Source organism: Escherichia sp. R1 (assembly GCF_003000935.1).
Classification (GTDB): Bacteria; Pseudomonadota; Gammaproteobacteria; order Enterobacterales; family Enterobacteriaceae; genus Escherichia; species Escherichia coli.
The window spans coordinates 66,654-87,139 of sequence record NZ_PSRU01000007.1 but is presented as its reverse complement, the minus strand read 5'-3'; the positions used below and the strand labels follow the sequence as shown (position 1 = coordinate 87,139).

The window sequence follows — 20,486 nt, the reverse complement described above, 5'->3', positions numbered from 1 at the left end:
GCTGATTTTTCTGGCGTTTGCGGAAATGGGCCAACTCTGCGAGGAAAGCTATGCTGAAAAGGAAAAAAGTAAAACCGATTACCCTTCGTGATGTCACCATTATTGATGATGGTAAACTGCGTAAAGCCATTACCGCAGCATCACTGGGTAATGCAATGGAATGGTTCGATTTTGGTGTTTATGGTTTTGTTGCTTACGCATTAGGTAAAGTTTTTTTCCCGGGGGCTGACCCCAGCGTGCAGATGGTTGCTGCACTCGCCACTTTCTCCGTTCCCTTTCTGATTCGACCGCTTGGCGGGCTCTTCTTTGGTATGTTGGGCGATAAATATGGTCGCCAGAAGATCCTCGCTATCACTATTGTGATTATGTCGATCAGTACGTTCTGTATTGGCTTAATACCGTCCTACGACACGATTGGTATTTGGGCACCGATTCTGCTGTTGATCTGTAAGATGGCACAAGGTTTCTCGGTCGGCGGTGAATATACCGGGGCGTCAATATTTGTTGCGGAATACTCCCCTGACCGTAAACGTGGCTTTATGGGCAGCTGGCTGGACTTTGGTTCTATTGCCGGGTTTGTGCTGGGTGCTGGCGTAGTGGTGTTAATTTCGACCATTGTCGGCGAAGAGAACTTCCTCGATTGGGGCTGGCGTATTCCGTTCTTTATCGCTCTGCCGTTAGGGATTATCGGGCTTTACCTGCGCCATGCGCTGGAAGAGACTCCGGCGTTCCAGCAGCATGTCGATAAACTGGAACAGGGCGACCGCGAAGGTTTGCAGGATGGCCCGAAAGTCTCGTTTAAAGAGATTGCCACCAAACACTGGCGCAGCCTGTTGACATGTATTGGTCTGGTAATTGCCACCAACGTGACTTACTACATGTTGCTGACCTATATGCCGAGTTATTTGTCGCATAACCTGCATTACTCCGAAGACCACGGGGTGCTGATTATTATCGCCATTATGATCGGTATGCTGTTTGTTCAACCGGTGATGGGCTTGCTGAGTGACCGTTTTGGCCGTCGTCCGTTTGTGCTTCTTGGTAGTGTTGCACTGTTTGTGTTGGCGATCCCGGCGTTTATTCTGATTAACAGTAACGTCATCGGCCTGATTTTTGCCGGCTTATTGATGCTGGCGGTGATCCTTAACTGCTTTACGGGCGTTATGGCTTCTACCTTGCCTGCGATGTTCCCGACGCATATCCGTTACAGCGCGCTGGCGGCGGCATTTAATATTTCGGTGCTGGTTGCCGGTCTGACGCCAACGCTGGCGGCCTGGCTGGTCGAAAGCTCGCAGAATCTGATGATGCCTGCCTATTACCTGATGGTAGTGGCGGTGGTTGGTTTAATCACCGGCGTAACCATGAAAGAGACGGCGAATCGACCGTTGAAAGGTGCGACACCAGCGGCGTCAGATATACAGGAAGCGAAGGAAATTCTCGTCGAGCATTACGATAATATCGAGCAGAAAATCGATGATATTGACCACGAGATTGCCGATTTGCAGGCGAAACGTACCCGCCTGGTGCAGCAACATCCGCGAATTGATGAATAAGCTGAAACGGATGGCCTGATGTGACGCTGTCTAATCAGGTCAATTGAACTCTTAAGGTTCACTTAATCTCTGACGCGCATACTCTCCTCCAGGTTAACGGAGGAGAGTGCAATGAAAAACCGTGTTTATGAAAGTTTAACTACCGTGTTCAGCGTGCTGGTGGTCAGCAGCTTTCTTTATATCTGGTTTGCCACGTACTGATCTTTTTTCAGCCGTATCCAGGCCCGCGTGCCGGAAGTCTCTTGCCGGTTTTGCAGGAAAAACTGCCCGTGATGCAACTGTGTAATGCGGCTGACAATACTTAACCCCAGACCAATCCCGCCATAACGGCTGTCCATTCGTACAAACGCTTTACTCAACTCCCCGCATTTACTCTCATCAATACCCGGTCCTTCATCTTCAACGGCCATGACCGCTCCGCCATCTTCTTGCAGCTTAATCATAATGTTGCTGCCTTGTGGGCTATAACGATGGGCGTTTTCTACCAGGTTTCGCAATAACATCCGCAGCAGGGTTGCATCACCCTGAACGGTGATGTCGGCGGCGCTCTCTGGCAATAGCAGGGTTTGCTGGCGCTGGTCGAGCATGGTACTAAGTTCGTCATACGAGGGGAGAATGACATCTTCCAGCAGTTTTACATGTTGATAATTACCGGAAGAAAATGACTGTCCGGCACGCGCCAGTTGCAGCAGCTGGGAGACGCTCTCCATCATCTGATCAAGTCGTGCCACTAACGGTGCTACATCAATGTGATGCGTTTTCGCCAGCAGTTCCAGATGCAAACGCACCCCCGCCAGTGGCGTTCGCAGTTCGTGCGCGACGTCAGCGGTAAACAACCTTTCGTTATCCAGCGTGCTGGTCAGGCGACTGACCAGATCGTTTAATGCCGAAACCACCGCATCGATTTCGAGGGTGGCGCTATGAATGGCAATGGGCGTTAAGTTGTCGGCGGTGCGCGCTTCCAGCTCTTTTTGCAGCTCCGCCAGCGGTCGGGTGATGCGGCGTACCGCCTGATAGCAGATAAATAGCGTCAGGCTAACCATAAAGACGCCGGGGACAATCAGGCTGGCGACCGCCTCGCGGATCTCACGCATGATGTGGCGATCGTTGTTGCGATTGTCGCGTAGCGCCTGCTCAAACAGCTGAATCTGCTCGGTACTTTCATGCCATAGCCAGAAGACGCTGATCAGCTCAAACACCAACAAAATGGCCCCGATGGTCAATATCAGCCGTTGGCGCAGCGATATTGGTCGGCGCAGAAAACGCATCAGATTCAATTAGTTTTCCTCATTTGCGACCAGCATATAGCCAAATCCGCGCACGGTGCGGATACGGGCTTTGCCCACTTTGTCGCGCAGGTTATGGATATGCACTTCCAGGGTGTTGGTCGAGGGCTCGTTGTCCCAGTTGTAGATATCGTTGTAGAGAATTTCCCGATGCACCGGGCTGCCTGCTTTAAGCATCAGGCGCGACAGCAGAGCATATTCTTTGGGCGTCAGAATCAGTTCTTCTCCGCTCATCCATACCTGGCGGCGACCCATATTCAGCGTCAGGTTGCCAACGTTCAGCTCACTTTCGCCCTGATTATTATGGCGTCGTAGCAGGGCGCGGATACGGGCGTGCAACTCTTCCAGCGCAAAAGGCTTCACCAGATAATCGTCGGCCCCGACATCCAGCCCGGCGATTTTGTCGGTAAGGGTATCGCGGGCGGTGAGAATTAACACCGGCAGAGTGTATTTTTTCTGCCGGATACGGGCAAGAAAATGCAGCCCATCTTCATCGGGTAAGCCTAAATCCAGTACCACCAGGCTGTAATGACCGGCCTCAAGGCTTTGTTCCGCCATCCGCGCGGTGCTCACGCCATCGCACGCGTAGCCTTCGGTTTGCGCCGCCAGAATCAATCCCTGCAATAACAGCGTATCGTCTTCAACAATCAGAATTTTCATTCACTCACTCTCCTGCAAGTTTGCAGAATATCATCCGCAGCCTGGTAATACTTCGTCTCAACGCCAGTCAGGCCCAATAAGGTTGAGAATAAATTGTCTTGTGAATAGTGTTGCGTTTGCGCCTGTTTTTGCAGGCAGTTCTGGTCAACCTGATACCGTTTTTGATAATCCTCCGATAGCCACAGCAGCATCGGCACCTGTTTTTGGCTATCCGGGGCGATGGCATAAGGCAGACCGTGCAGATAGATGCCATTTTCACCTAACGATTCACCGTGGTCAGAAAGATAAACCAGGCTGGTGGTAAATTTATCCTGATGTTCTTTCAGCAGATTAATCGCTTTATCAACAATATAGTCGACGTAAACCAGCGTGTTGTCGTAAGTGTTCACCAGTTGCTCTTGGGTACAGGTCTGGATCTCGTTAGTGTCGCAGGTTGGGGTAAATTTCCTGAACTGCGGCGGATAGCGGTTGTAATAGGTCGGGCCGTGGCTGCCGATGGTGTGTAAGACAATCACGCCATCACCCTGCAGGTTATTGATGTAATCTTCCAGCCCGTGGAACAGCACTTCATCATAGCATTCGCCGTTGATGCACTGACCAGGCAGGTTCAGCGCGGTGACGTTCTGGTGAGGTACGCGATCGCAAACGCCTTTACAGCCGCCATCGTTGTCATTCCACAGCACGTTGATGCCCGCTCGCTGAATGATATCCAGCACGCCTTCCTGGTGCTGTGCCAGCTCTTCTTTGTAGTGCTCACGCGGCATATCCGAGAACATGCACGGCACTGAGACGGCTGTTGCTGTGCCACAAGATGCGGTATTAGGGAAATAGACCACGTTATCTTTTGCCAGGCGAGGATTGGTTTCGCGTGGATAACCATTCAGCGAGAAATTCTCTGCGCGCGACGTTTCTCCGACGATCAAAATGGTCAGGTTTTTGCGTTTCCCATTTTGCATTAATGGGTTGCGGTGAGCATCTTCACCAATGCGTATCAGTGGCAGGTTGGCTGACCGCTGGTGAGAGTACCACGACCAGCTAGCAACAATGCTGTTGGACGGGCTTAAGGATTTCACCAGCTCTTTGTTGTTGCGAAACAGCGAGGCATAGTCTTTGTAGAACAGTGCGGCAACCAGCAGAATCAGCAGCACAGAAATCAGGATGTTGGCCCCGCGGAAAAGAACGCTGCGCAGGCGTGAGGTGGTGGGTTTGATTTTGATCCAGCAGGCAATAATCGCGGCTAACACGCCACTTAACCCCAGCGTTAATAACATTCGTGGCGTCATCAACGCATAACTTTCCGCCGGTGTAGTATCAATGATATTGGTGATCATTGAACGGTCGATGACGATGCCATAGGTCATGATGAAATATTGTGCAGCCGCACCGACCAGAATAAACAGGCAGGCGAGTGGACGATTAAGCCATAAGAAAGAGCCTAGTGTCAGGACAATATTAATCACGCTGAATGCGACGACCGGCATCGACAAGAAAACCAGCACGTTATGTAGTGAATCCAGCGGTAACACCTGTAGCACCTGTTTAAAAAAGGCGATATTCAGGCAGACTGAGATATAAAAAGTAGCAAGTAATAACCAGGAGAATAAATTTAAAGAGGGTCTTTTTAGTAGGCGCTTCAACATCACGGTGTTTCCATCGAACAAAGTGCGCATATGCTCGCAAAGCAAAATTAAGCCAACCTTAAGTTCTTAAGGTTGGCTTTTATGTTTGCTTGATTAAGGGGAATTAATCTTTGCTTATTGGTGCATCTAAGGGATACGGGTTTTTATGCAGCCGGTTGTAATTCAGCGCATACATGGCGGTGATTACCATCAGAGTGACAAATGACCACATAACCTCTTTCGCGCCGGACCCTACTACGGCCCAGATGCAGTAGAGGAAGGCAATGGTAGTAACTGCCAGGTATGCCGGGCGTGCTTTACCAAAGTGACCGTGGCCGAGCAGTAGTAACGCCGCACAGGTGTAAAGATATGGCACCAGTGTAAAGATGACCGACACGGAAGAAACCAGACCGAATTCTTTAGTCGCGTTTGGCGAAATGCTACTGAGCTGGAAGATGGTCATCAAAATACCGACGATAATCAGCCCCGCCACTGGCGTGCCCGCTTTATTTACACGGGCAAAAATCGGTGGGAACAGTCCGTCATCGGCAGCGGCTTTCGCCGTTTGACCCGCCAGCAACGTCCAGCCGCCCAGTGAACCTAAGCAACCCGCAGCTGCGCAGAAGGAAACAATGGCCCCGGCGGTGTCACCCAACGCCATCCGTGCGGCATCACCGAATGGCGAAGCAGAAACGCGCAGTGCGGCATTAGGGATCATCCCCATAATCGCGGTGGTAGAAAGTACATAGCAAACGGCAGCAATCAATACCCCGCCAATGGTGGCGATAGGGACGTTGCGTTTCGGGTTTTTCACCACACCTGCGGCAACGGAGGCACTTTCCACACCGATGAACGACCACAGCGTAACGTTAAGGGTACTTTGAATCGCACCGAAGGTGCCCAGACCGCTGACGTTCCATGCCGCCATATAGGTTTCACCACGGAACCAGAACCAGCCAAATACGGCAATCCCGACGATGGGGATCAGCGCCAGCACGGTAGCAACGGCCTGTACGCGGGTGATCATTTTCGGACCGACAATGTTCAGCAGGACGAAGATCCACAGCACCACGACGCAGGTGATGGTTAATACCAATGGGTCTTTCAGAATCGGGAAGAAGTAACTTAAATATCCTACGCCAATGACCACCATGGCGATATTGCCGATCCAGCAGGCCAGCCAGTAGAGGACGTTGGTTTGATAACCGAGAAACGGGCCAAAGCAGCGGCGGGCGTAAGCGTAAGAACCACCAGGACTTGGGTCGAGGAACGACATTTTGGCGTATACCATCGAGAGCCCCAGCGCACCGATAATCGTCACCAACCATCCATAAATGGCAATCCCGCCAGTGGAGGCCAGGTTTGCAGGTAACAGAAAAACACCTGACCCCATAATATTCCCCGACACCATCAGGGTGACGGGGATTAAGCCCACTTTGTGAGCATCAGCATCCGAAGACATAATTAAACTCCTGCGAAGGCGAGCTTCGTGACAATAAATTACGTCGTATCATACGCCTGCATTCGATAGTTGAATTATTATCGGCCGGGTTATCGCTGATGCCGTTATTAATATAGCTCTTCGTTAAGGTTAAAAATCAGGCGACAGTGCGTTCTCTGTGCTGACTAACATAATGCAGCGGCGTCATACCGTAGAAGTCTTTAAAGACAGAAATAAAGTACGACGTACTGTTGTAGCCGCAGGACTGTGATACCTGAGAGATATTTTTACCGTCCATCATTAATTCATTTACGGCATAGCGCATGCGGCAGGTGGTGATTATTTGGCTATAACTGGTGTTTTCGCTTTTCAGCTTTTTCTTTAACAGACTTGGGCTAAGACATAAACAACTGGCTACCATACTAAGATTCCAGTCTTTGTGGATATCGCTTTCAATAATTTGATAAACGCTGTCACTTACACAATTACGTAACATATACATCATTAGTGAAAGGAATTTTTTACTGTCGAGAAAACGGGATAGCACAGTGAATAATAATGCACGTGTTCGTTCCTTTTCTGACTCAGTTTCAGCGGGCATCATGCTATGCTGCGCGGCAACGCGAAAGACGTCTGGCGTCAGGCATGGCAGGGTGAGGATGGGCGTAGCGCTACGTTGCCATACTGGTATTTGCGAGAGATCTTTATTCAGAAACCGGAGGTAATCTTTGATGATGTCGTGACTAATATGAGCAACCAAAGTGTTATTAAGAGAGGAGACGTCGATAATATTATTTTCACAATTTAATAACGCCATGTGGTTAGCTTTAAGGCTAATAGGTTCTTTCCCATTCACCCTTATCCAGACATCTTTTTCAGTCAATAAAACAATACAAGGTTGGTCGCTGCAAATCCTCATACATGTACTCCTGAGTGCGAATAAAAGACCAGTTCTCGCTAAAGCGAAGCGATACCGGGAAATGGTTATATAATTGTATGATGAATATAAACATGCATAAAAATAACGAGTTTTACTAATATTACAAATTTTTATAGTAATTTCTCATGTACATATTTTTTTACAGGCTAAAAAAAGGATAAATAACAGGCAAAAAAAAGCGCGGGGTGGGACCGCGCAAAAAGCATGACATTTTTTGTTTGCAGCAATTTTTATGAAAACGTTGCCATACTTAAAAGGCCTCAAGCCAGGCGGCGTAATGTTATTTAACAATTACGCCTTCAGCGGAATAGTGGTTACGCTTTCACACACATAACGTGGTAAATACCGTCAATAATTTCTGTCCCTTCTGTTTCGTGTTCAAATCCAGGGAAATGATGGTCCCAGGATTGCAGTGAGCGTAAATAACTTACTTGCGGACTGTTTTTATCGCCGAAGTTTTCACCAGACAGCAGCATCGGGATTCCTGGCGGATACGGGATAACTGAGTTTGCCGCGATACGTCCTGGCAGATTTTCAATGGATACCAGTTCGACATTGTTGTCGACAATCGCGTTGTACGCTTCACGCGGGGTGATTTCCGCCACCGGTAGGCCAGAATAGGCTTCATTCAACCGTGCGCCAGGGTTGTTTTCTTTCAGCCAGGCAAACATGGTGTCACCCAGATCGTGAATCCCCATGTTCGCGTAAGTGTCAGGATATTGTTCAACAAGTTCCGGCATCACCTGCGCCAGCGGTGTGTTGGCATCATAGTGGCGTTTGAAGGAGCAAAGGGTGTTAACCAGAGTCCCCCATTTCCCACGGGTCACGCCCATAGAGAACAGGAACATAATCTGGAAGTCAGTGGTACGGGTAGGCACAATGCCGTGGCGACCAAGCCAGGCTGTGACCAGCGCCGCCGGAACACCGGTTTCTTCCAGTTCACCATCTTCACCCATTCCCGGAGCAAGGATGCTGACTTTAATCGGGTCGAGCATACTCCAGTTATCCGGAATATCTTTGAAGCCGTGCCAGCTTTCGCCCGGATGCATGACCCAGCAGTCCTGAACGGTGGTCAGCAGTTTGGTTGGTGCGTCAGCAAAGTCATAGGTTTTGCCGGTTTGTGGGTCGGTGACGACTTCTTTGTTCCATGGTTTGAAGAACCAGCTACCGTCAGCGGTGAACTCTTTATATAGCCGCGCCATCGCCTGACGGAAATCAACCGCTTCGTCGATCACTTCCTGGGTCAGTGACAGGCCGCTGTTGCCGTCCATCATCGACACTGCCACGTCGTTGGATGCGCAGATGGCATACAGCGGGGAGGTGGTGGCATGCATCATGTAGGCCTGGTTGAAGCGGGAGAAGTTAATCGCCCCACGACCTTCACGTACATGAATATAAGAGGCCTGGGACAGCGCATTCAGCAGTTTGTGGGTGGAGTGGGTGGCGAAAACGGTAGGACCGTTGTGATCGCCAGGTTCGCCGCGCATGGCATAGTGATCGGCATAGATCGGGTTGAAACGTGCATAGCCGTACCAGGCTTCGTCAAAGTGCAGACGATCGGAGGTTTTTTCCAGCAGATCCTGCGCTTCTTTAGCGTTATAACACACGCCGTCATAGGTACAGTTGGTCACCACGCAGTAAGACGGTTTTTGCCCGACTTTGTCTTTGGTCAGCGGGCTTTCACTGATTTTCTTCTGCAAGGTTTCAGGTTGCATTTCCTGCGGATAGATTGGCCCGATAATGCCGTAGCGGTTGCGGCTTGGCACCATGTAGACCGGTTTCGCGCCTGTCAGCATCAAGCCTTGTTCGATGGATTTATGGCAGTTACGGTCAACGACCACGACATCGTTATCGGTCATGCAAGCCTGCATGATGGTGCGGTTAGAGCCGGAAGTACCGACGACTACCGACCAGGAGCGATCGGCACCAAATACGCGTGCGGCATATCTTTCGCTTTCGCCAAATGCGCCAGTATGGTCAAGCAAAGAACCGAGGGAAGTGCGTTCGATGCCCATGTCGGTGCGGAACAGATTTTCACCATAATAGTCATGGTAGAAACGTCCGGCGGGTGTTTTGGTAAAACCAACGCCGCCCTGGTGGCCTGGCGCTGCCCAGGAATATTCATGGATGTCGCTATATTTCATCAGCGCGCTGAACAGTGGCGGCAATAGCTGCTGGCGGTAGCGGGTCATCGCGGCAACGGCGCGTCCGGCGATAAAGTCGGCGGTATCTTCCAGAATCCAGGCGAATTCATCGACAAGCTCCAGCAGATCCCGGTCCATTGCGGCGAGGGCTTTTTCCCGATCGCCCAACAGGAAGACCGGCACGTTTTGTTGGCGCTCATGAAGCTTACCGATCAATTGTCTGACGTTTTGATGTTCGTCCGGATGTTCCATTTGATAGCTGAACATCAGGCAGTCAATGGCTTCGTTTGAAGAGAGAATGGCAAAACCATCATCAAAGGAGGTGGATTTAATCACGGTAACATTTTGCTGGCTTAAAGCATCAGCCAGACGCTCAACGGCGTTACCGACCCAGGTGTCTTGATGGAGAAACTCGCTTTCAACAATTAATACTTTCATCATTGCTTACCCGGTTATGAAGGAATCTTCGTTGCGGGCAAGTATCTTCCGGCCTTTTCGGGCTGTAAAGCGCGTGAAAAACAAACATTTTTGAAATATTTGTTTTTATAAACAATATGTTACGTGATTATTTTAAATTATTTTCACTGCTTATTATCGACGGCTAAACTATTTTTTTGGCTGATACTGATATCGTCTTTAGCCGGGAAACGTCTGGCGGCGCTGTTGGCTAAGTTTGCGGTATTGTTGCGGTGACATGCCGACATATTTGCCGAACGTGCTGTAAAAACGGCTACTCGAACGAAAGCCTGCCGTCAGGGCAATATCGAGAATACTTTTATCGGTATCGCTCAGTAACGCGCGAACGTGGTTGATGCGCATCGCGGTAATGTACTGTTTCATCGTCAATTGCATGACCCGCTGGAATATCCCCATTGCATAGTTGGCGTTAAGTTTGACGTGCTCAGCCACATCGTTGATGGTCAGCGCCTGATCATAGTTTTCGGCAATAAAGCCCAGCATCTGGCTGACATAAAATTGCGCATGGCGCGAGACGCTGTTTTTGTGTGTGCGCGAGGTTTTATTGACCAGAATCGGTTCCCAGCCAGAGAGGCTAAATCGCTTGAGCATCAGGCCAATTTCATCAATGGCGAGCTGGCGAATTTGCTCGTTCGGACTGTTTAATTCCTGCTGCCAGCGGCGCACTTCAAACGGGCTAAGTTGCTGTGTCGCCAGTGATTTGATCACCATGCCGTGAGTGACGTGGTTAATCAGGTCTTTATCCAGCGGCCAGGAGAGAAACAGATGCATCGGCAGATTAAAAATCGCCATGCTCTGACAGGTTCCGGTATCTGTTAGTTGGTGCGGTGTACAGGCCCAGAACAGCGTGATATGACCCTGATTGATATTCACTTTTTCATTGTTGATCAGGTATTCCACATCGCCATCGAAAGGCACATTCACTTCGACCTGACCATGCCAGTGGCTGGTGGGCATGATATGCGGTGCGCGAAACTCAATTTCCATCCGCTGGTATTCTGAATACAGCGACAGTGGGCTACGGGTCTGCTTTTCGTCGCTGCTGCACATAAACGTATCTGTATTCATGGATGACTCTCTTTCCTGGAATATCAGAATTATGGCAGGAGTGAGGGAGGATGACTGCGAACAGGCGCACGGTTTTATTCCTCTCCCTGGAGGTGCGAGGAGAGCGGATGAGAAGATTTGGGTCGATTATTCAGCTTTTCAGGTAATTTATTCCCATAAAATCAGATCTATTGATGTGCCACTTAGGATCTGAGTTTTTGGGAATACTCAACCGGGAAACCGGAGGTTTTCTGCGATATCGCCTGCCATGATGAAGTCATTCAAGCAAGCCAGGAGATCTGCATGATGTCTGCACCTAAAATTACATTTATCGGCGCTGGTTCGACGATTTTCGTTAAAAATATTCTTGGTGATGTGTTCCATCGTGAGGCGCTGAAAACGGCGCATATTGCCCTGATGGATATCGATCCCACCCGCCTGGAAGAGTCGCACATTGTGGTGCGTAAGCTGATGGATTCAGCAGGGGCCAGCGGCAAAATCACCTGCCACACCCAACAGAAAGAAGCCTTACAGGATGCTGATTTTGTGGTGGTGGCATTTCAGATTGGCGGTTATGAACCTTGCACGGTGACTGATTTCGAGGTCTGTAAGCGGCATGGTCTGGAACAAACCATTGCCGATACGCTGGGGCCGGGCGGCATTATGCGTGCGCTACGTACCATTCCGCACCTGTGGCAGATTTGCGAGGACATGACGGAAGTCTGCCCCGATGCCACCATGCTCAACTACGTTAATCCAATGGCGATGAATACCTGGGCGATGTATGCCCGCTATCCGCATATCAAGCAGGTAGGGCTGTGCCATTCGGTGCAGGGAACGGCGGAAGAGCTGGCGCGTGACCTCAATATCGACCCGGCTACGCTGCGTTACCGTTGCGCAGGTATCAACCATATGGCGTTTTACCTGGAACTGGAGCGCAAAACCGCCGACGGCAGTTACGTGAATCTCTACCCGGAACTGCTGGCGGCTTATGAAGCAGGGCAGGCACCGAAGCCAAATATTCATGGTAATACTCGCTGCCAGAATATTGTGCGTTACGAAATGTTCAAAAAGCTGGGCTACTTCGTCACAGAATCGTCAGAACATTTTGCTGAGTACACACCGTGGTTTATTAAGCCAGGTCGTGAGGATTTGATTGAGCGTTATAAAGTACCGCTGGATGAGTACCCGAAACGCTGCGTCGAGCAGCTGGCGAACTGGCATAAAGAGCTGGAGGAGTATAAAAACGCCTCCCGGATTGATATTAAACCGTCACGGGAATATGCCAGCACAATCATGAACGCTATCTGGACTGGCGAGCCGAGTGTGATTTATGGCAATGTCCGTAACGATGGCTTGATTGATAACCTGCCACAAGGATGTTGCGTGGAAGTGGCCTGTCTGGTTGATGCTAATGGCATTCAGCCGACCAAAGCCGGTACGCTACCTTCGCATCTGGCCGCCCTGATGCAAACCAACATCAACGTACAGACGCTGCTGACAGAAGCTATTCTTACGGAAAATCGCGACCGTGTTTACCACGCCGCGATGATGGACCCGCATACTGCCGCCGTGCTGGGCATTGACGAAATATATGCTCTTGTTGACGACCTGATTGCCGCCCACGGCGACTGGCTGCCAGGCTGGTTGCACCGTTAAGGGGTAATCGCTTCCGGCGCTCTGGTGATTAAGCCAAAGCGCCGTAGCTGGCGGCAATGAAAGCGGGCGAGGAATATCACCGTCGTTAATGCGCCCAGTAGTGCGCAGAACATATCGGATTGCGTATCCCACGGGTCGCCTTGAGTACCGAGAAAATCATCTGCGCCCTGGCCCATTGCCAGCGCTGCCCACCACTCGATTAACTCATACATCGCGCTTATCGCCAGCGCGACACAACAGACCAGAAACGCCACCATTTTACGCCCGCGAACGTACATCCCGCGCACGAGGATCTCTCGTGCCACCAGTGCAGGCACCAGCCCCTGGAAAAAATGCCCCAGTTTATCATACGGATTACGGCTCAACCCCAGCCATTCCTGCACCTCAAAACCAACGGGGACTTTCGCGTAGGTGTATTGCCCGCCGACCATCAGGATGATGGCGTGAAAGAAAATGAGCGTATAGAGCAGCGGCGTTAACGGGTAACGTTTAGCGGTGGCAAGCAGTAGCGGCACGACAATAATCACCGGTGTCACTTCCATCAGCCAGGTGAGTTTGTCATGGGCCGAAATGCCGGTATAAATCAGGATTAACGTTAGCGCCAGTGCGCCGGTGTTAAGAATTAACGGCTTGAGTGCGCGGGTCATGGTGAGTTCGCAAGTCAGGGAAAATACTGACTATTGACCAGTAAGCGTGAAATTACAATCGCAAAAGAGGTGGCCCAGGGGGATCACCTGGCAGCATGCTGCCAGGCGCTGGGCCGAAGAGGTTACTTAGTGCAGTTCGCGCACTGTTTGTTGACGATCTGCTGGAAGAAGTCGTTACCTTTGTCATCGACCAGGATAAACGCCGGGAAATCTTCTACTTCGATTTTCCAGATAGCTTCCATACCCAGCTCCGGATAAGCGACGCATTCCAGATGCTTGATGCTCTGCTGCGCCAGTACCGCCGCCGGACCGCCGATGCTACCGAGGTAGAAGCCGCCGTGTTTATGGCACGCGTCGGTAACCTGCTGGCTGCGGTTACCTTTCGCCAGCATGATCATGCTGCCGCCGTGGGATTGCAGCAGATCCACGTAGGAGTCCATACGACCTGCGGTGGTTGGGCCAAGTGAACCTGATGGATAACCGGCAGGCGTTTTCGCCGGACCCGCGTAGTAGATCGGGTGATCTTTGATGTACTGCGGCAGTTCTTTACCGGCGTCAATCAGCTCTTTCAGCTTGGCGTGTGCAATATCGCGACCCACGATAATGGTGCCGGTGAGCGACAAGCGGGTGGATACCGGGTATTGCGAAAGCTGGGCAAGGATCTCTTTCATCGGGCGGTTAAGGTCGACTTTCACTGCTTCGCCTTCACCTGCCTGACGCAGTTCTTCTGGAATGTACTGGCCTGGATTGTGTTCCAGTTTTTCGATCCAGATACCTTCGCGGTTGATTTTCGCTTTAATGTTACGGTCAGCGGAGCAGGAGACGCCCATGCCTACCGGGCAGGATGCGCCGTGACGTGGCAGACGGATAACGCGGATGTCGTGCGCGAAGTATTTACCGCCAAACTGCGCGCCAAGACCGAGTTTCTGGGCCTCTTCCAGCAGTTCCTGTTCCAGCTGGATATCGCGGAACGCCTGACCATGTTCGTTCCCTTCCGTCGGCAGTTCATCGTAATAGTGAGCGCTTGCTAACTTGACGGTTTTCAGGTTGGTTTCCGCAGACGTACCGCCAATCACAAACGCGATATGGTACGGCGGGCAGGCTGCAGTACCGAGGGTACGCATTTTCTCGACGAGGAAGTTTTTCAGTTTGCCGGGCGTCAGCAGGGCTTTGGTTTCCTGGTAGAGATACGTTTTGTTGGCAGAGCCGCCGCCTTTAGCGACACAGAGGAATTTGTACTCATCGCCATCTACCGCGTACAGGTCGATTTGCGCAGGCAGGTTCGTGCCGGTGTTGACCTCTTTATACATGTCCAGCGGCGCGTTCTGTGAATAGCGCAGGTTATCTTCGATATAGGTGTTATAGACGCCTTTCGACAGCGCTTCTTCATCACCGCCACCGGTCCACACGCGCTGACCTTTTTTACCGACGATGATCGCGGTGCCGGTATCCTGGCAGGTCGGCAGCACGCCTTTAGCGGCGATTTCGGAGTTTCTTAAGAATTGCAGCGCCACGTACTTGTCGTTTTCGCTGGCTTCTGGATCGTGAAGAATAGCCGCAACCTGTTTCTGGTGTGCCGGGCGGAGCATGAAAGAAGCGTCGTGAAAGGCTTGCTGCGCCAGCAGGGTCAGGGCTTCTGGTTCCACTTTCAGGATGGTTTCGCCGTCGAAGTCGGCAACGCTAACGTAATCAGAAGTGAGTAGATAGTATTCGGTATTGTCTTTCCCCATCGGGAAAGGTGCCTGGTAGATAAAGGGTTTGTTTGACATAGCTTCCAGCCTGTAACTCTGTATTTGTTATTCGAAAATGGCGTGCCGCGTAGTCACGGGCGGCACGCAAAGTGCATTTATAAGAACCCGTACATCGCGGCGAAGATCCAGCCGAAGACGCACGATACGCTCACACCAATCAACCCCGGCAGAATAAAGCTGTGGTTGATGACGAAGCGACCGATGTGGGTGGTGCCGGAACGGTCAAACTGAATCGCTGCCAGATCGCTCGGATAAGTCGGCAGGATGTAATAACCGTAGCAAGCCGGTGCTGAAGCCACGATGTATGCCGGATCAACGCCGATCGCCAGCGCGACCGGAACAATCGCCGCCAGCGCCGCAGCCTGAGAGTTTACAAACTTGGAAACCAGCAGCAGAACAATGGCATAGGCCCACGGATACTCTTTCACCATTTCACCCAGTACGCCCTGAATTTCAGACATATGCGCACCGAACATGGTTTCAGCCATCCATGCGATACCGTACACCGCCACGATGGCGATCATACCGGAACGGAAGACTTCGTTTTTTGAGATAGACGCGGGATTGGTTTTGGTCAGGATAATAATCAGCGCCCCGGTCAGCAGCATAAACATCTGAATAACCAGTACCATCGACAGCGGTTTGCCGCCGAAGGATGGACGCAGGTCCGAATCAGCACCAAGAAGGGCGACTACAGCGATTGCCCCGAGGAAGATCCACATTGCCAGCCAGTTGCTTTTCGGCAGTTTTTTATCCAGCAGCGTCGCGGTATCACCGTAAACATACTCACGGTTTTCCGGTACGGAGATGAATTTTTGGAACTCTTCGTCTTTATCCAGATCTTTACCGCGGAACCAGCTGAAGATACCGATCGCCAGGATACCGATTAACGTCGATGGAATGGTGATTGCCAGCAGGTCGAGGAACTCAAGATGGCGACCATCAAAGGTGACATTACCCAGCATCGCAACCAAAGATACGACCGCAACCGACACCGGACTGGCGATAATCCCCATCTGTGCACCGATAGAACTTGCCGCCATCGGACGTTCCGGACGGATGTTGTTCTTAATAGCAACGTCGTAGATGATCGGCAGAATGGTGTAAACCACATGACCCGTACCGCAAAGAATGGTCAGCGTACAGGTCACAAACGGCGCGACAATTGAGACATATTTCGGGTTGCGACGCAGCAGCTTCTCGGCAATTTGCAGCATGACATCAAGACCGCCCGAAGCTTGCAAGGTCGCCGATGCCGCCACCACCGCAATGATAACCAGCATGACATCAACCGGTGGTTTACCTGGCTGAAGGTGGAAGACGAAGACCAGAATGACCAGACCGATACCGCCTAATAAACCCAGCGCGATACCCCCCTTTCTGGCACCATAAAACAGACATATCAGTATTATGATAAGTTGGATAGTAAATAACATGTGTGAACCCTCGCGATAATCCTATTTAAATTTTTGCTGAATAGATCACAGTCACGTTCTGTTTTGTATGAACTGTTTTCAGAGCCTGACTAAATATCCGTTTGGTCGTTACCGGCTTGAGCAAATACCTCACAGTGAATATTGGCTGATTAAAGCAGCGGCAAATTTATGCACTGTGATAAGCGGCTTTTTCAGAGAGAAAGACTCTCTGGCGATGGGTTTATAGTTTGTACAGCGCAGATGTTAATGTTTTGTTTGCTGTTATCTTATTGATATTTATCGGTCTGTTTTTTGTTCTCAGGGCAGGTATCATTAGGTTTATAGATTAATCTGATCTACCCATTTGTGGGTAAAAATACACATAATGTGGGTGACATAATAGTTAATTAACTTTTGTTAGCGTTTTGAAATTAAAAACACCGTTCATCTGAAGAGATATTAATTTTTAGCGATGATGGAGGGATAATTATATTTGATCTGGCACAAGTTTTACTGATGAACGATGTAACTTGTGCCAGGGGGATTTTGCATTACGGTAATAATTATTACTTACAGATAACCAGCGATCCGTTATTGGCAATATTGTTTCAGTAGTGAGTAGTGTTCTGCCTGAATACGGTAACGGTAAACCGGACGCCCCGTGACGCCATAATGGATACTGGTGAACAATATGTGGCAGTTGACCAGCCAGATAAGGTATTTACGGCAGGAAACACGCGAGATGTTAACCTCGTTAGCCAGCTCGTCGGTTGAAAACTCATAGTCCTGATGCGCGTCAATCCACTGGCACAGCGTGCGTAACGTCTGCGGCGTTAAGCCTTTTGGCAAGCGACGAGGATCCTGCTCGTTGGAGCTGCTGCCGTGGATTAGCTGATCAAGCTCGGCCTGGTCATAATACTGATGTTTTTCCAGCGCCATTTTCTTTTGCCGCCAGCCGGTGAGCGCCTCTTCAAAGCGGGAAGCCTGGAAGGGTTTGATCAGGTAATCCACAACACCGTAATGCAGCGAATCTTTAATGGTTACTGCATCGGCAGCGGAGGAGATGACAATCACATCACTTTTGCAACGCGCGTTATGCAGGACAGGCAGTAAATCGAGCCCGTTCTCTTTTTGCATATAGATATCTAGCAATATCAGGTCGATAGGCGTATCGCTATTGAAGATAATCTCTTTGGCTTTCTCCAGCGTCGAAGCCGTTCCACGGCATTGAAAGCCCGGGATTTGTGCCACGTATCGGCGATTCAGCTCCGCGACCATTGCGTCATCATCGATAATTAATACATTGATCATCTGTTCGACCTCTCCCCGTCCCAGGGTATCTGGACAAAAAATTGTGTGAAAATCCCGGGTTCCGATTCCACGGCGATGCTGCCGCCGAGATTTTCTACCTGTTGTTTGACAAGTGCTAAACCGACGCCTCGCTCGCTTCCTTTTGTCGAGACACCTTTGTCAAAAATGTGATCGATTTTGTCGGGTGCGATCCCCGGTCCATCATCGTTAACTTCGCAGTGCAGCCAGCCGTGACGGTAGTGCAATGTTACGCTAATTTCGCCACCGGGTTCCGGCCCTAATGCCTCCAGCGCGTTTTCTATCAGATTTCCCAACGTGGTAATCAGCGTCGCGACCTGATCCTCACTACCGCTGTCTGGCAGCTGGCTTTCACTGTTTAAAATCAGCGTATGGCCTAAATCGGTCGCGCGGTTAATCTTGCTGATTAAAAAACCAGCGATAACCGGAGATTTGATCTTACCCAGCAGAGAGCCAATCTCTTCCTGATAGTTATTGGCTGTTTTGAGAATGTAATCTTCCAACTGCTTATAACTCTTCAGATGCAATAATCCGAGAATCACATGCAATTTATTCATAAATTCGTGGGATCGTTCACGAAGTGCGTCAGCATAGTTGACCAGACCGTCGAGTCGCTGCATCAGTTTACGTACTTCAGTTTTGTCCCTGAAGGTTGAAATGGCACCGATGATAACGCCATTACTGCGCACCGGAACGGTGTTGATCAGTAATAGTCGGTCCTTAATCGTAATCTCTTCGTCGCGGCGTGGGGTTCCGTCGCGTAACACTTCCGAGACATCTACCACCTGTGACCACGAGTGGCTTAGCGTCGACAGTTTCTCATCGTCCTGCGACTTACGGTAATTCAGCAATTCTTGTGCGGCATCGTTGATCAGCGTGACCTCGCCGCGATCGTCCACGGCAACGACGCCTTCTTTGATGGACTGCAACATGGCCTGGCGTTGCTCAAACAGTGTGGAGATTTCGTAGGGTTCCAGGCCGAAAAGGATTTTTTTCAGTACGTTAACCAGAATGCATGTGCCGATCAGTCCGACCAGCATGCCAAATAGTACCGACCAGATAATGCTCCAGCGACTGTCATTGATCTGTTGGGTCACGCGGCTTAACTCAAGGCCGATCGCCACCACGCCAATTTGTTTATGATTTTCATCGTAGATGGGGGTAAATACGCGTAAAGCCTGCGCCAGAAAACCGCGATTGATAGCGACATTTTCTTCGCCATTCAGCGCTTTAAGGATGTCATCACCTTTAAATGGCTGACCAATACGCTGGGCTTCAGGATGCGAGTAGCGAAGGCTTTGCATATCGGTAACGACAATAAACAGCAGATCGTTGCGTTTGCGCACGGCTTCCGCGATGGCCTGGATTCCACTCTCCTGCGGTTTTTTCTGCAAGCCCTGACGGATTTCCGGCGAGTCGGCGAGGGTACGCGCTACTGCCAGTGCCTTGTTAGCTAGCCCGTCTCGCGTCATATCACTGATTTGCGAGAAGTAAATCAGATGCACCACCAATAGCACCGAGAACAGTACCGCGCTGACCATTAAGATCACAGTGGTACTCAATTTCATCGGACGTTTGCGTAACATACGGTAGGGCAATGAATGTCTCATCAGCTTCCTTGTGTGACAAATTTCTTAAGCATTATCTCTGATGAGGCGGGTAATTCAAAGGGAGTAAGAATGATTGGCTATATAGGGGAAGAGACTCTGGCAACGGAAACTGCCAGTGCTGTATGAAGATTCCGGGGCTATGCTTATAGCGATAATCATACTGATGAGAGAGGGAAGGTCATGGATCGGGCGCTACTGGACGGGGGTTATCGCTGTTATACCGGCGAAAATATCGATGTCTATTTTAACACTGCGATATGTCAGCATTCTGGCAATTGCGTACGTGGCAACGGCAAGTTATTTAATCTCAAACGAAAGCCGTGGATCATGCCGGATGAAGTCGACGTTGCCACTGTGGTTAAAGTGATTGATACGTGCCCGAGTGGCGCGCTGAAATACCGTCATAAATAAGCGAGGGTAAAATGGAAATACGCGAAGGCCACAATAAATTTTACATTAATGACGAACAAGGCAAGCAAATCGCTGAAATTGTCTTTGTGCCGACCGGAGAGAATTTAGCGATTATCGAACATACCGATGTCGATGAAAGCCTGAAAGGGCAAGGGATTGGTAAACAGCTGGTTGCGAAAGTCGTGGAAAAAATGCGTCGGGAAAAACGAAAAATTATCCCACTATGCCCATTTGCGAAACACGAATTTGATAAAACACGGGAGTATGATGATATTCGCAGTTGATGGGAGAGTACAGAGTCACGATATTTTTCATGCTCTCCGCGGTGTGATGCAGGAGAGCATCTGAAGGGTAGGGGGATGCACAAAGAATGGTCAGAGAGAGCGTTTTTTTGTCCCAAGTCATCCCCTTTACTGAGCAAAAAAAAAAGAATATCTCCTATATGAGAATCATCATTCGGGGTTAATAAGTTTTGCGTCCCCAGAGCGTTCAATATT

17 protein-coding genes are annotated in these 20,486 nt (G+C 50.2%); 5 read left to right on the top strand and 12 right to left on the bottom strand.

Going from position 1 to position 20,486, the window contains the following annotated elements; translation table 11 throughout:
* Nucleotides 1-50: 50 nt before the first annotated feature.
* Complete coding sequence (gene proP / locus C4F37_RS10580) at nucleotides 51-1,553, top strand: glycine betaine/L-proline transporter ProP (protein ID WP_001296659.1); 1,503 nt, start codon at nucleotides 51-53, stop codon at nucleotides 1,551-1,553.
* A 111-nt stretch (nucleotides 1,554-1,664) separates the two neighbouring features.
* Nucleotides 1,665-1,754 carry an LpxT activity modulator PmrR gene (gene pmrR / locus C4F37_RS10575; RefSeq protein WP_000797657.1) on the top strand — a complete coding sequence of 30 codons (90 nt, stop codon included), beginning with the start codon at nucleotides 1,665-1,667 and terminating at the stop codon, nucleotides 1,752-1,754.
* Here the strand turns inward: pmrR and pmrB are convergent.
* The 7 genes from pmrB to melR all read right to left on the bottom strand — a co-directional run bounded on the left by pmrB (nucleotide 1,730) and on the right by melR (nucleotide 11,212).
* The gene (pmrB, locus tag C4F37_RS10570; RefSeq protein ID WP_001052123.1) at nucleotides 1,730-2,830 is read right to left on the bottom strand and encodes a two-component system sensor histidine kinase PmrB; all 1,101 of its coding nucleotides are present in this window, start codon (nucleotides 2,828-2,830) and stop codon (nucleotides 1,730-1,732) included. The two genes, pmrR and pmrB, sit on opposite strands and share 25 nt — an antisense overlap.
* The gene (basR, locus tag C4F37_RS10565; RefSeq protein WP_000697907.1) at nucleotides 2,831-3,499 is read right to left on the bottom strand and encodes a two-component system response regulator BasR; all 669 of its coding nucleotides are present in this window, start codon (nucleotides 3,497-3,499) and stop codon (nucleotides 2,831-2,833) included.
* Nucleotides 3,496-5,139 carry a phosphoethanolamine transferase EptA gene (gene eptA, locus C4F37_RS10560; protein WP_001296660.1) on the bottom strand — a complete coding sequence of 548 codons (1,644 nt, stop codon included), beginning with the start codon at nucleotides 5,137-5,139 and terminating at the stop codon, nucleotides 3,496-3,498. The genes basR and eptA overlap by 4 nt, the downstream gene beginning before the upstream one ends.
* Before the next feature lie 103 nt (nucleotides 5,140-5,242).
* Entirely contained in the window at nucleotides 5,243-6,580 is a 1,338-nt protein-coding gene (gene adiC, locus C4F37_RS10555) for an arginine/agmatine antiporter (protein ID WP_000093154.1), read from the bottom strand.
* A 136-nt stretch (nucleotides 6,581-6,716) separates the two neighbouring features.
* Nucleotides 6,717-7,478 carry a DNA-binding transcriptional activator AdiY gene (gene adiY / locus C4F37_RS10550; RefSeq protein WP_001217059.1) on the bottom strand — a complete coding sequence of 254 codons (762 nt, stop codon included), beginning with the start codon at nucleotides 7,476-7,478 and terminating at the stop codon, nucleotides 6,717-6,719.
* A gap of 335 nt (nucleotides 7,479-7,813) precedes the next feature.
* Entirely contained in the window at nucleotides 7,814-10,081 is a 2,268-nt protein-coding gene (adiA, locus tag C4F37_RS10545; protein ID WP_021517732.1) for an arginine decarboxylase, read from the bottom strand.
* A gap of 198 nt (nucleotides 10,082-10,279) precedes the next feature.
* On the bottom strand, nucleotides 10,280-11,212 hold the full coding sequence (gene melR / locus C4F37_RS10540; RefSeq protein ID WP_255123145.1) for a transcriptional regulator MelR: 933 nt from the start codon (nucleotides 11,210-11,212) through the stop codon (nucleotides 10,280-10,282).
* Between the two features lie 258 nt (nucleotides 11,213-11,470).
* Here melR and melA point away from each other — a divergent pair, with 258 nt between their 5' ends.
* Complete coding sequence (gene melA / locus C4F37_RS10530) at nucleotides 11,471-12,826, top strand: alpha-galactosidase (protein WP_000986620.1); 1,356 nt, start codon at nucleotides 11,471-11,473, stop codon at nucleotides 12,824-12,826.
* Here melA and C4F37_RS10525 read toward each other — a convergent pair.
* From C4F37_RS10525 to C4F37_RS10500, 5 genes are all read right to left on the bottom strand, one after another.
* The gene (locus tag C4F37_RS10525; protein WP_001774125.1) at nucleotides 12,823-13,473 is read right to left on the bottom strand and encodes a DUF2238 domain-containing protein; all 651 of its coding nucleotides are present in this window, start codon (nucleotides 13,471-13,473) and stop codon (nucleotides 12,823-12,825) included. The two genes, melA and C4F37_RS10525, sit on opposite strands and share 4 nt — an antisense overlap.
* A gap of 122 nt (nucleotides 13,474-13,595) precedes the next feature.
* On the bottom strand, nucleotides 13,596-15,242 hold the full coding sequence (gene fumB, locus C4F37_RS10520; RefSeq protein WP_000066699.1) for a class I fumarate hydratase: 1,647 nt from the start codon (nucleotides 15,240-15,242) through the stop codon (nucleotides 13,596-13,598).
* 77 nt (nucleotides 15,243-15,319) lie between these two features.
* Nucleotides 15,320-16,660 (bottom strand): anaerobic C4-dicarboxylate transporter DcuB, encoded by a 1,341-nt coding sequence (dcuB, locus tag C4F37_RS10515; RefSeq protein WP_000899522.1) that lies wholly within the window; start codon nucleotides 16,658-16,660, stop codon nucleotides 15,320-15,322.
* A gap of 570 nt (nucleotides 16,661-17,230) precedes the next feature.
* Nucleotides 17,231-17,950: a two-component system response regulator DcuR gene (gene dcuR / locus C4F37_RS10505; RefSeq protein ID WP_001540474.1), complete on the bottom strand. Its 720-nt coding sequence runs from the start codon at nucleotides 17,948-17,950 to the stop codon at nucleotides 17,231-17,233.
* Nucleotides 17,947-19,578, bottom strand: coding sequence for a sensor histidine kinase (locus C4F37_RS10500; protein WP_001216482.1), 1,632 nt, complete (start codon nucleotides 19,576-19,578; stop codon nucleotides 17,947-17,949). Before C4F37_RS10500 ends, dcuR begins: the two co-directional genes overlap by 4 nt.
* 180 nt (nucleotides 19,579-19,758) lie before the next feature.
* Here C4F37_RS10500 and yjdI point away from each other — a divergent pair, with 180 nt between their 5' ends.
* Nucleotides 19,759-19,989: a 4Fe-4S mono-cluster protein YjdI gene (gene yjdI, locus C4F37_RS10495; protein ID WP_000373293.1), complete on the top strand. Its 231-nt coding sequence runs from the start codon at nucleotides 19,759-19,761 to the stop codon at nucleotides 19,987-19,989.
* 11 nt (nucleotides 19,990-20,000) lie between these two features.
* On the top strand, nucleotides 20,001-20,273 hold the full coding sequence (locus tag C4F37_RS10490; RefSeq protein WP_000405647.1) for a GNAT family N-acetyltransferase: 273 nt from the start codon (nucleotides 20,001-20,003) through the stop codon (nucleotides 20,271-20,273).
* Nucleotides 20,274-20,486 lie beyond the last annotated feature (213 nt).

What these genes read in the sequence shown, in the direction of transcription:
- melA (WP_000986620.1), top strand. Translation starts at nt 11,471, where the DNA reads ATGATGTCTGCACCTAAAATTACATTTATCGGCGCTGGTTCGACGATT.
- proP (WP_001296659.1), top strand. Translation starts at nt 51, where the DNA reads ATGCTGAAAAGGAAAAAAGTAAAACCGATTACCCTTCGTGATGTCACC.
- C4F37_RS10490 (WP_000405647.1), top strand. Translation starts at nt 20,001, where the DNA reads ATGGAAATACGCGAAGGCCACAATAAATTTTACATTAATGACGAACAA.
- C4F37_RS10500 (WP_001216482.1), bottom strand. Translation starts at nt 19,578, where the DNA reads ATGAGACATTCATTGCCCTACCGTATGTTACGCAAACGTCCGATGAAA.
- fumB (WP_000066699.1), bottom strand. Translation starts at nt 15,242, where the DNA reads ATGTCAAACAAACCCTTTATCTACCAGGCACCTTTCCCGATGGGGAAA.
- eptA (WP_001296660.1), bottom strand. Translation starts at nt 5,139, where the DNA reads ATGTTGAAGCGCCTACTAAAAAGACCCTCTTTAAATTTATTCTCCTGG.
- basR (WP_000697907.1), bottom strand. Translation starts at nt 3,499, where the DNA reads ATGAAAATTCTGATTGTTGAAGACGATACGCTGTTATTGCAGGGATTG.
- adiC (WP_000093154.1), bottom strand. Translation starts at nt 6,580, where the DNA reads ATGTCTTCGGATGCTGATGCTCACAAAGTGGGCTTAATCCCCGTCACC.
- adiY (WP_001217059.1), bottom strand. Translation starts at nt 7,478, where the DNA reads ATGAGGATTTGCAGCGACCAACCTTGTATTGTTTTATTGACTGAAAAA.
- yjdI (WP_000373293.1), top strand. Translation starts at nt 19,759, where the DNA reads ATGGATCGGGCGCTACTGGACGGGGGTTATCGCTGTTATACCGGCGAA.
- adiA (WP_021517732.1), bottom strand. Translation starts at nt 10,081, where the DNA reads ATGAAAGTATTAATTGTTGAAAGCGAGTTTCTCCATCAAGACACCTGG.
- dcuR (WP_001540474.1), bottom strand. Translation starts at nt 17,950, where the DNA reads ATGATCAATGTATTAATTATCGATGATGACGCAATGGTCGCGGAGCTG.
- pmrR (WP_000797657.1), top strand. Translation starts at nt 1,665, where the DNA reads ATGAAAAACCGTGTTTATGAAAGTTTAACTACCGTGTTCAGCGTGCTG.
- C4F37_RS10525 (WP_001774125.1), bottom strand. Translation starts at nt 13,473, where the DNA reads ATGACCCGCGCACTCAAGCCGTTAATTCTTAACACCGGCGCACTGGCG.
- dcuB (WP_000899522.1), bottom strand. Translation starts at nt 16,660, where the DNA reads ATGTTATTTACTATCCAACTTATCATAATACTGATATGTCTGTTTTAT.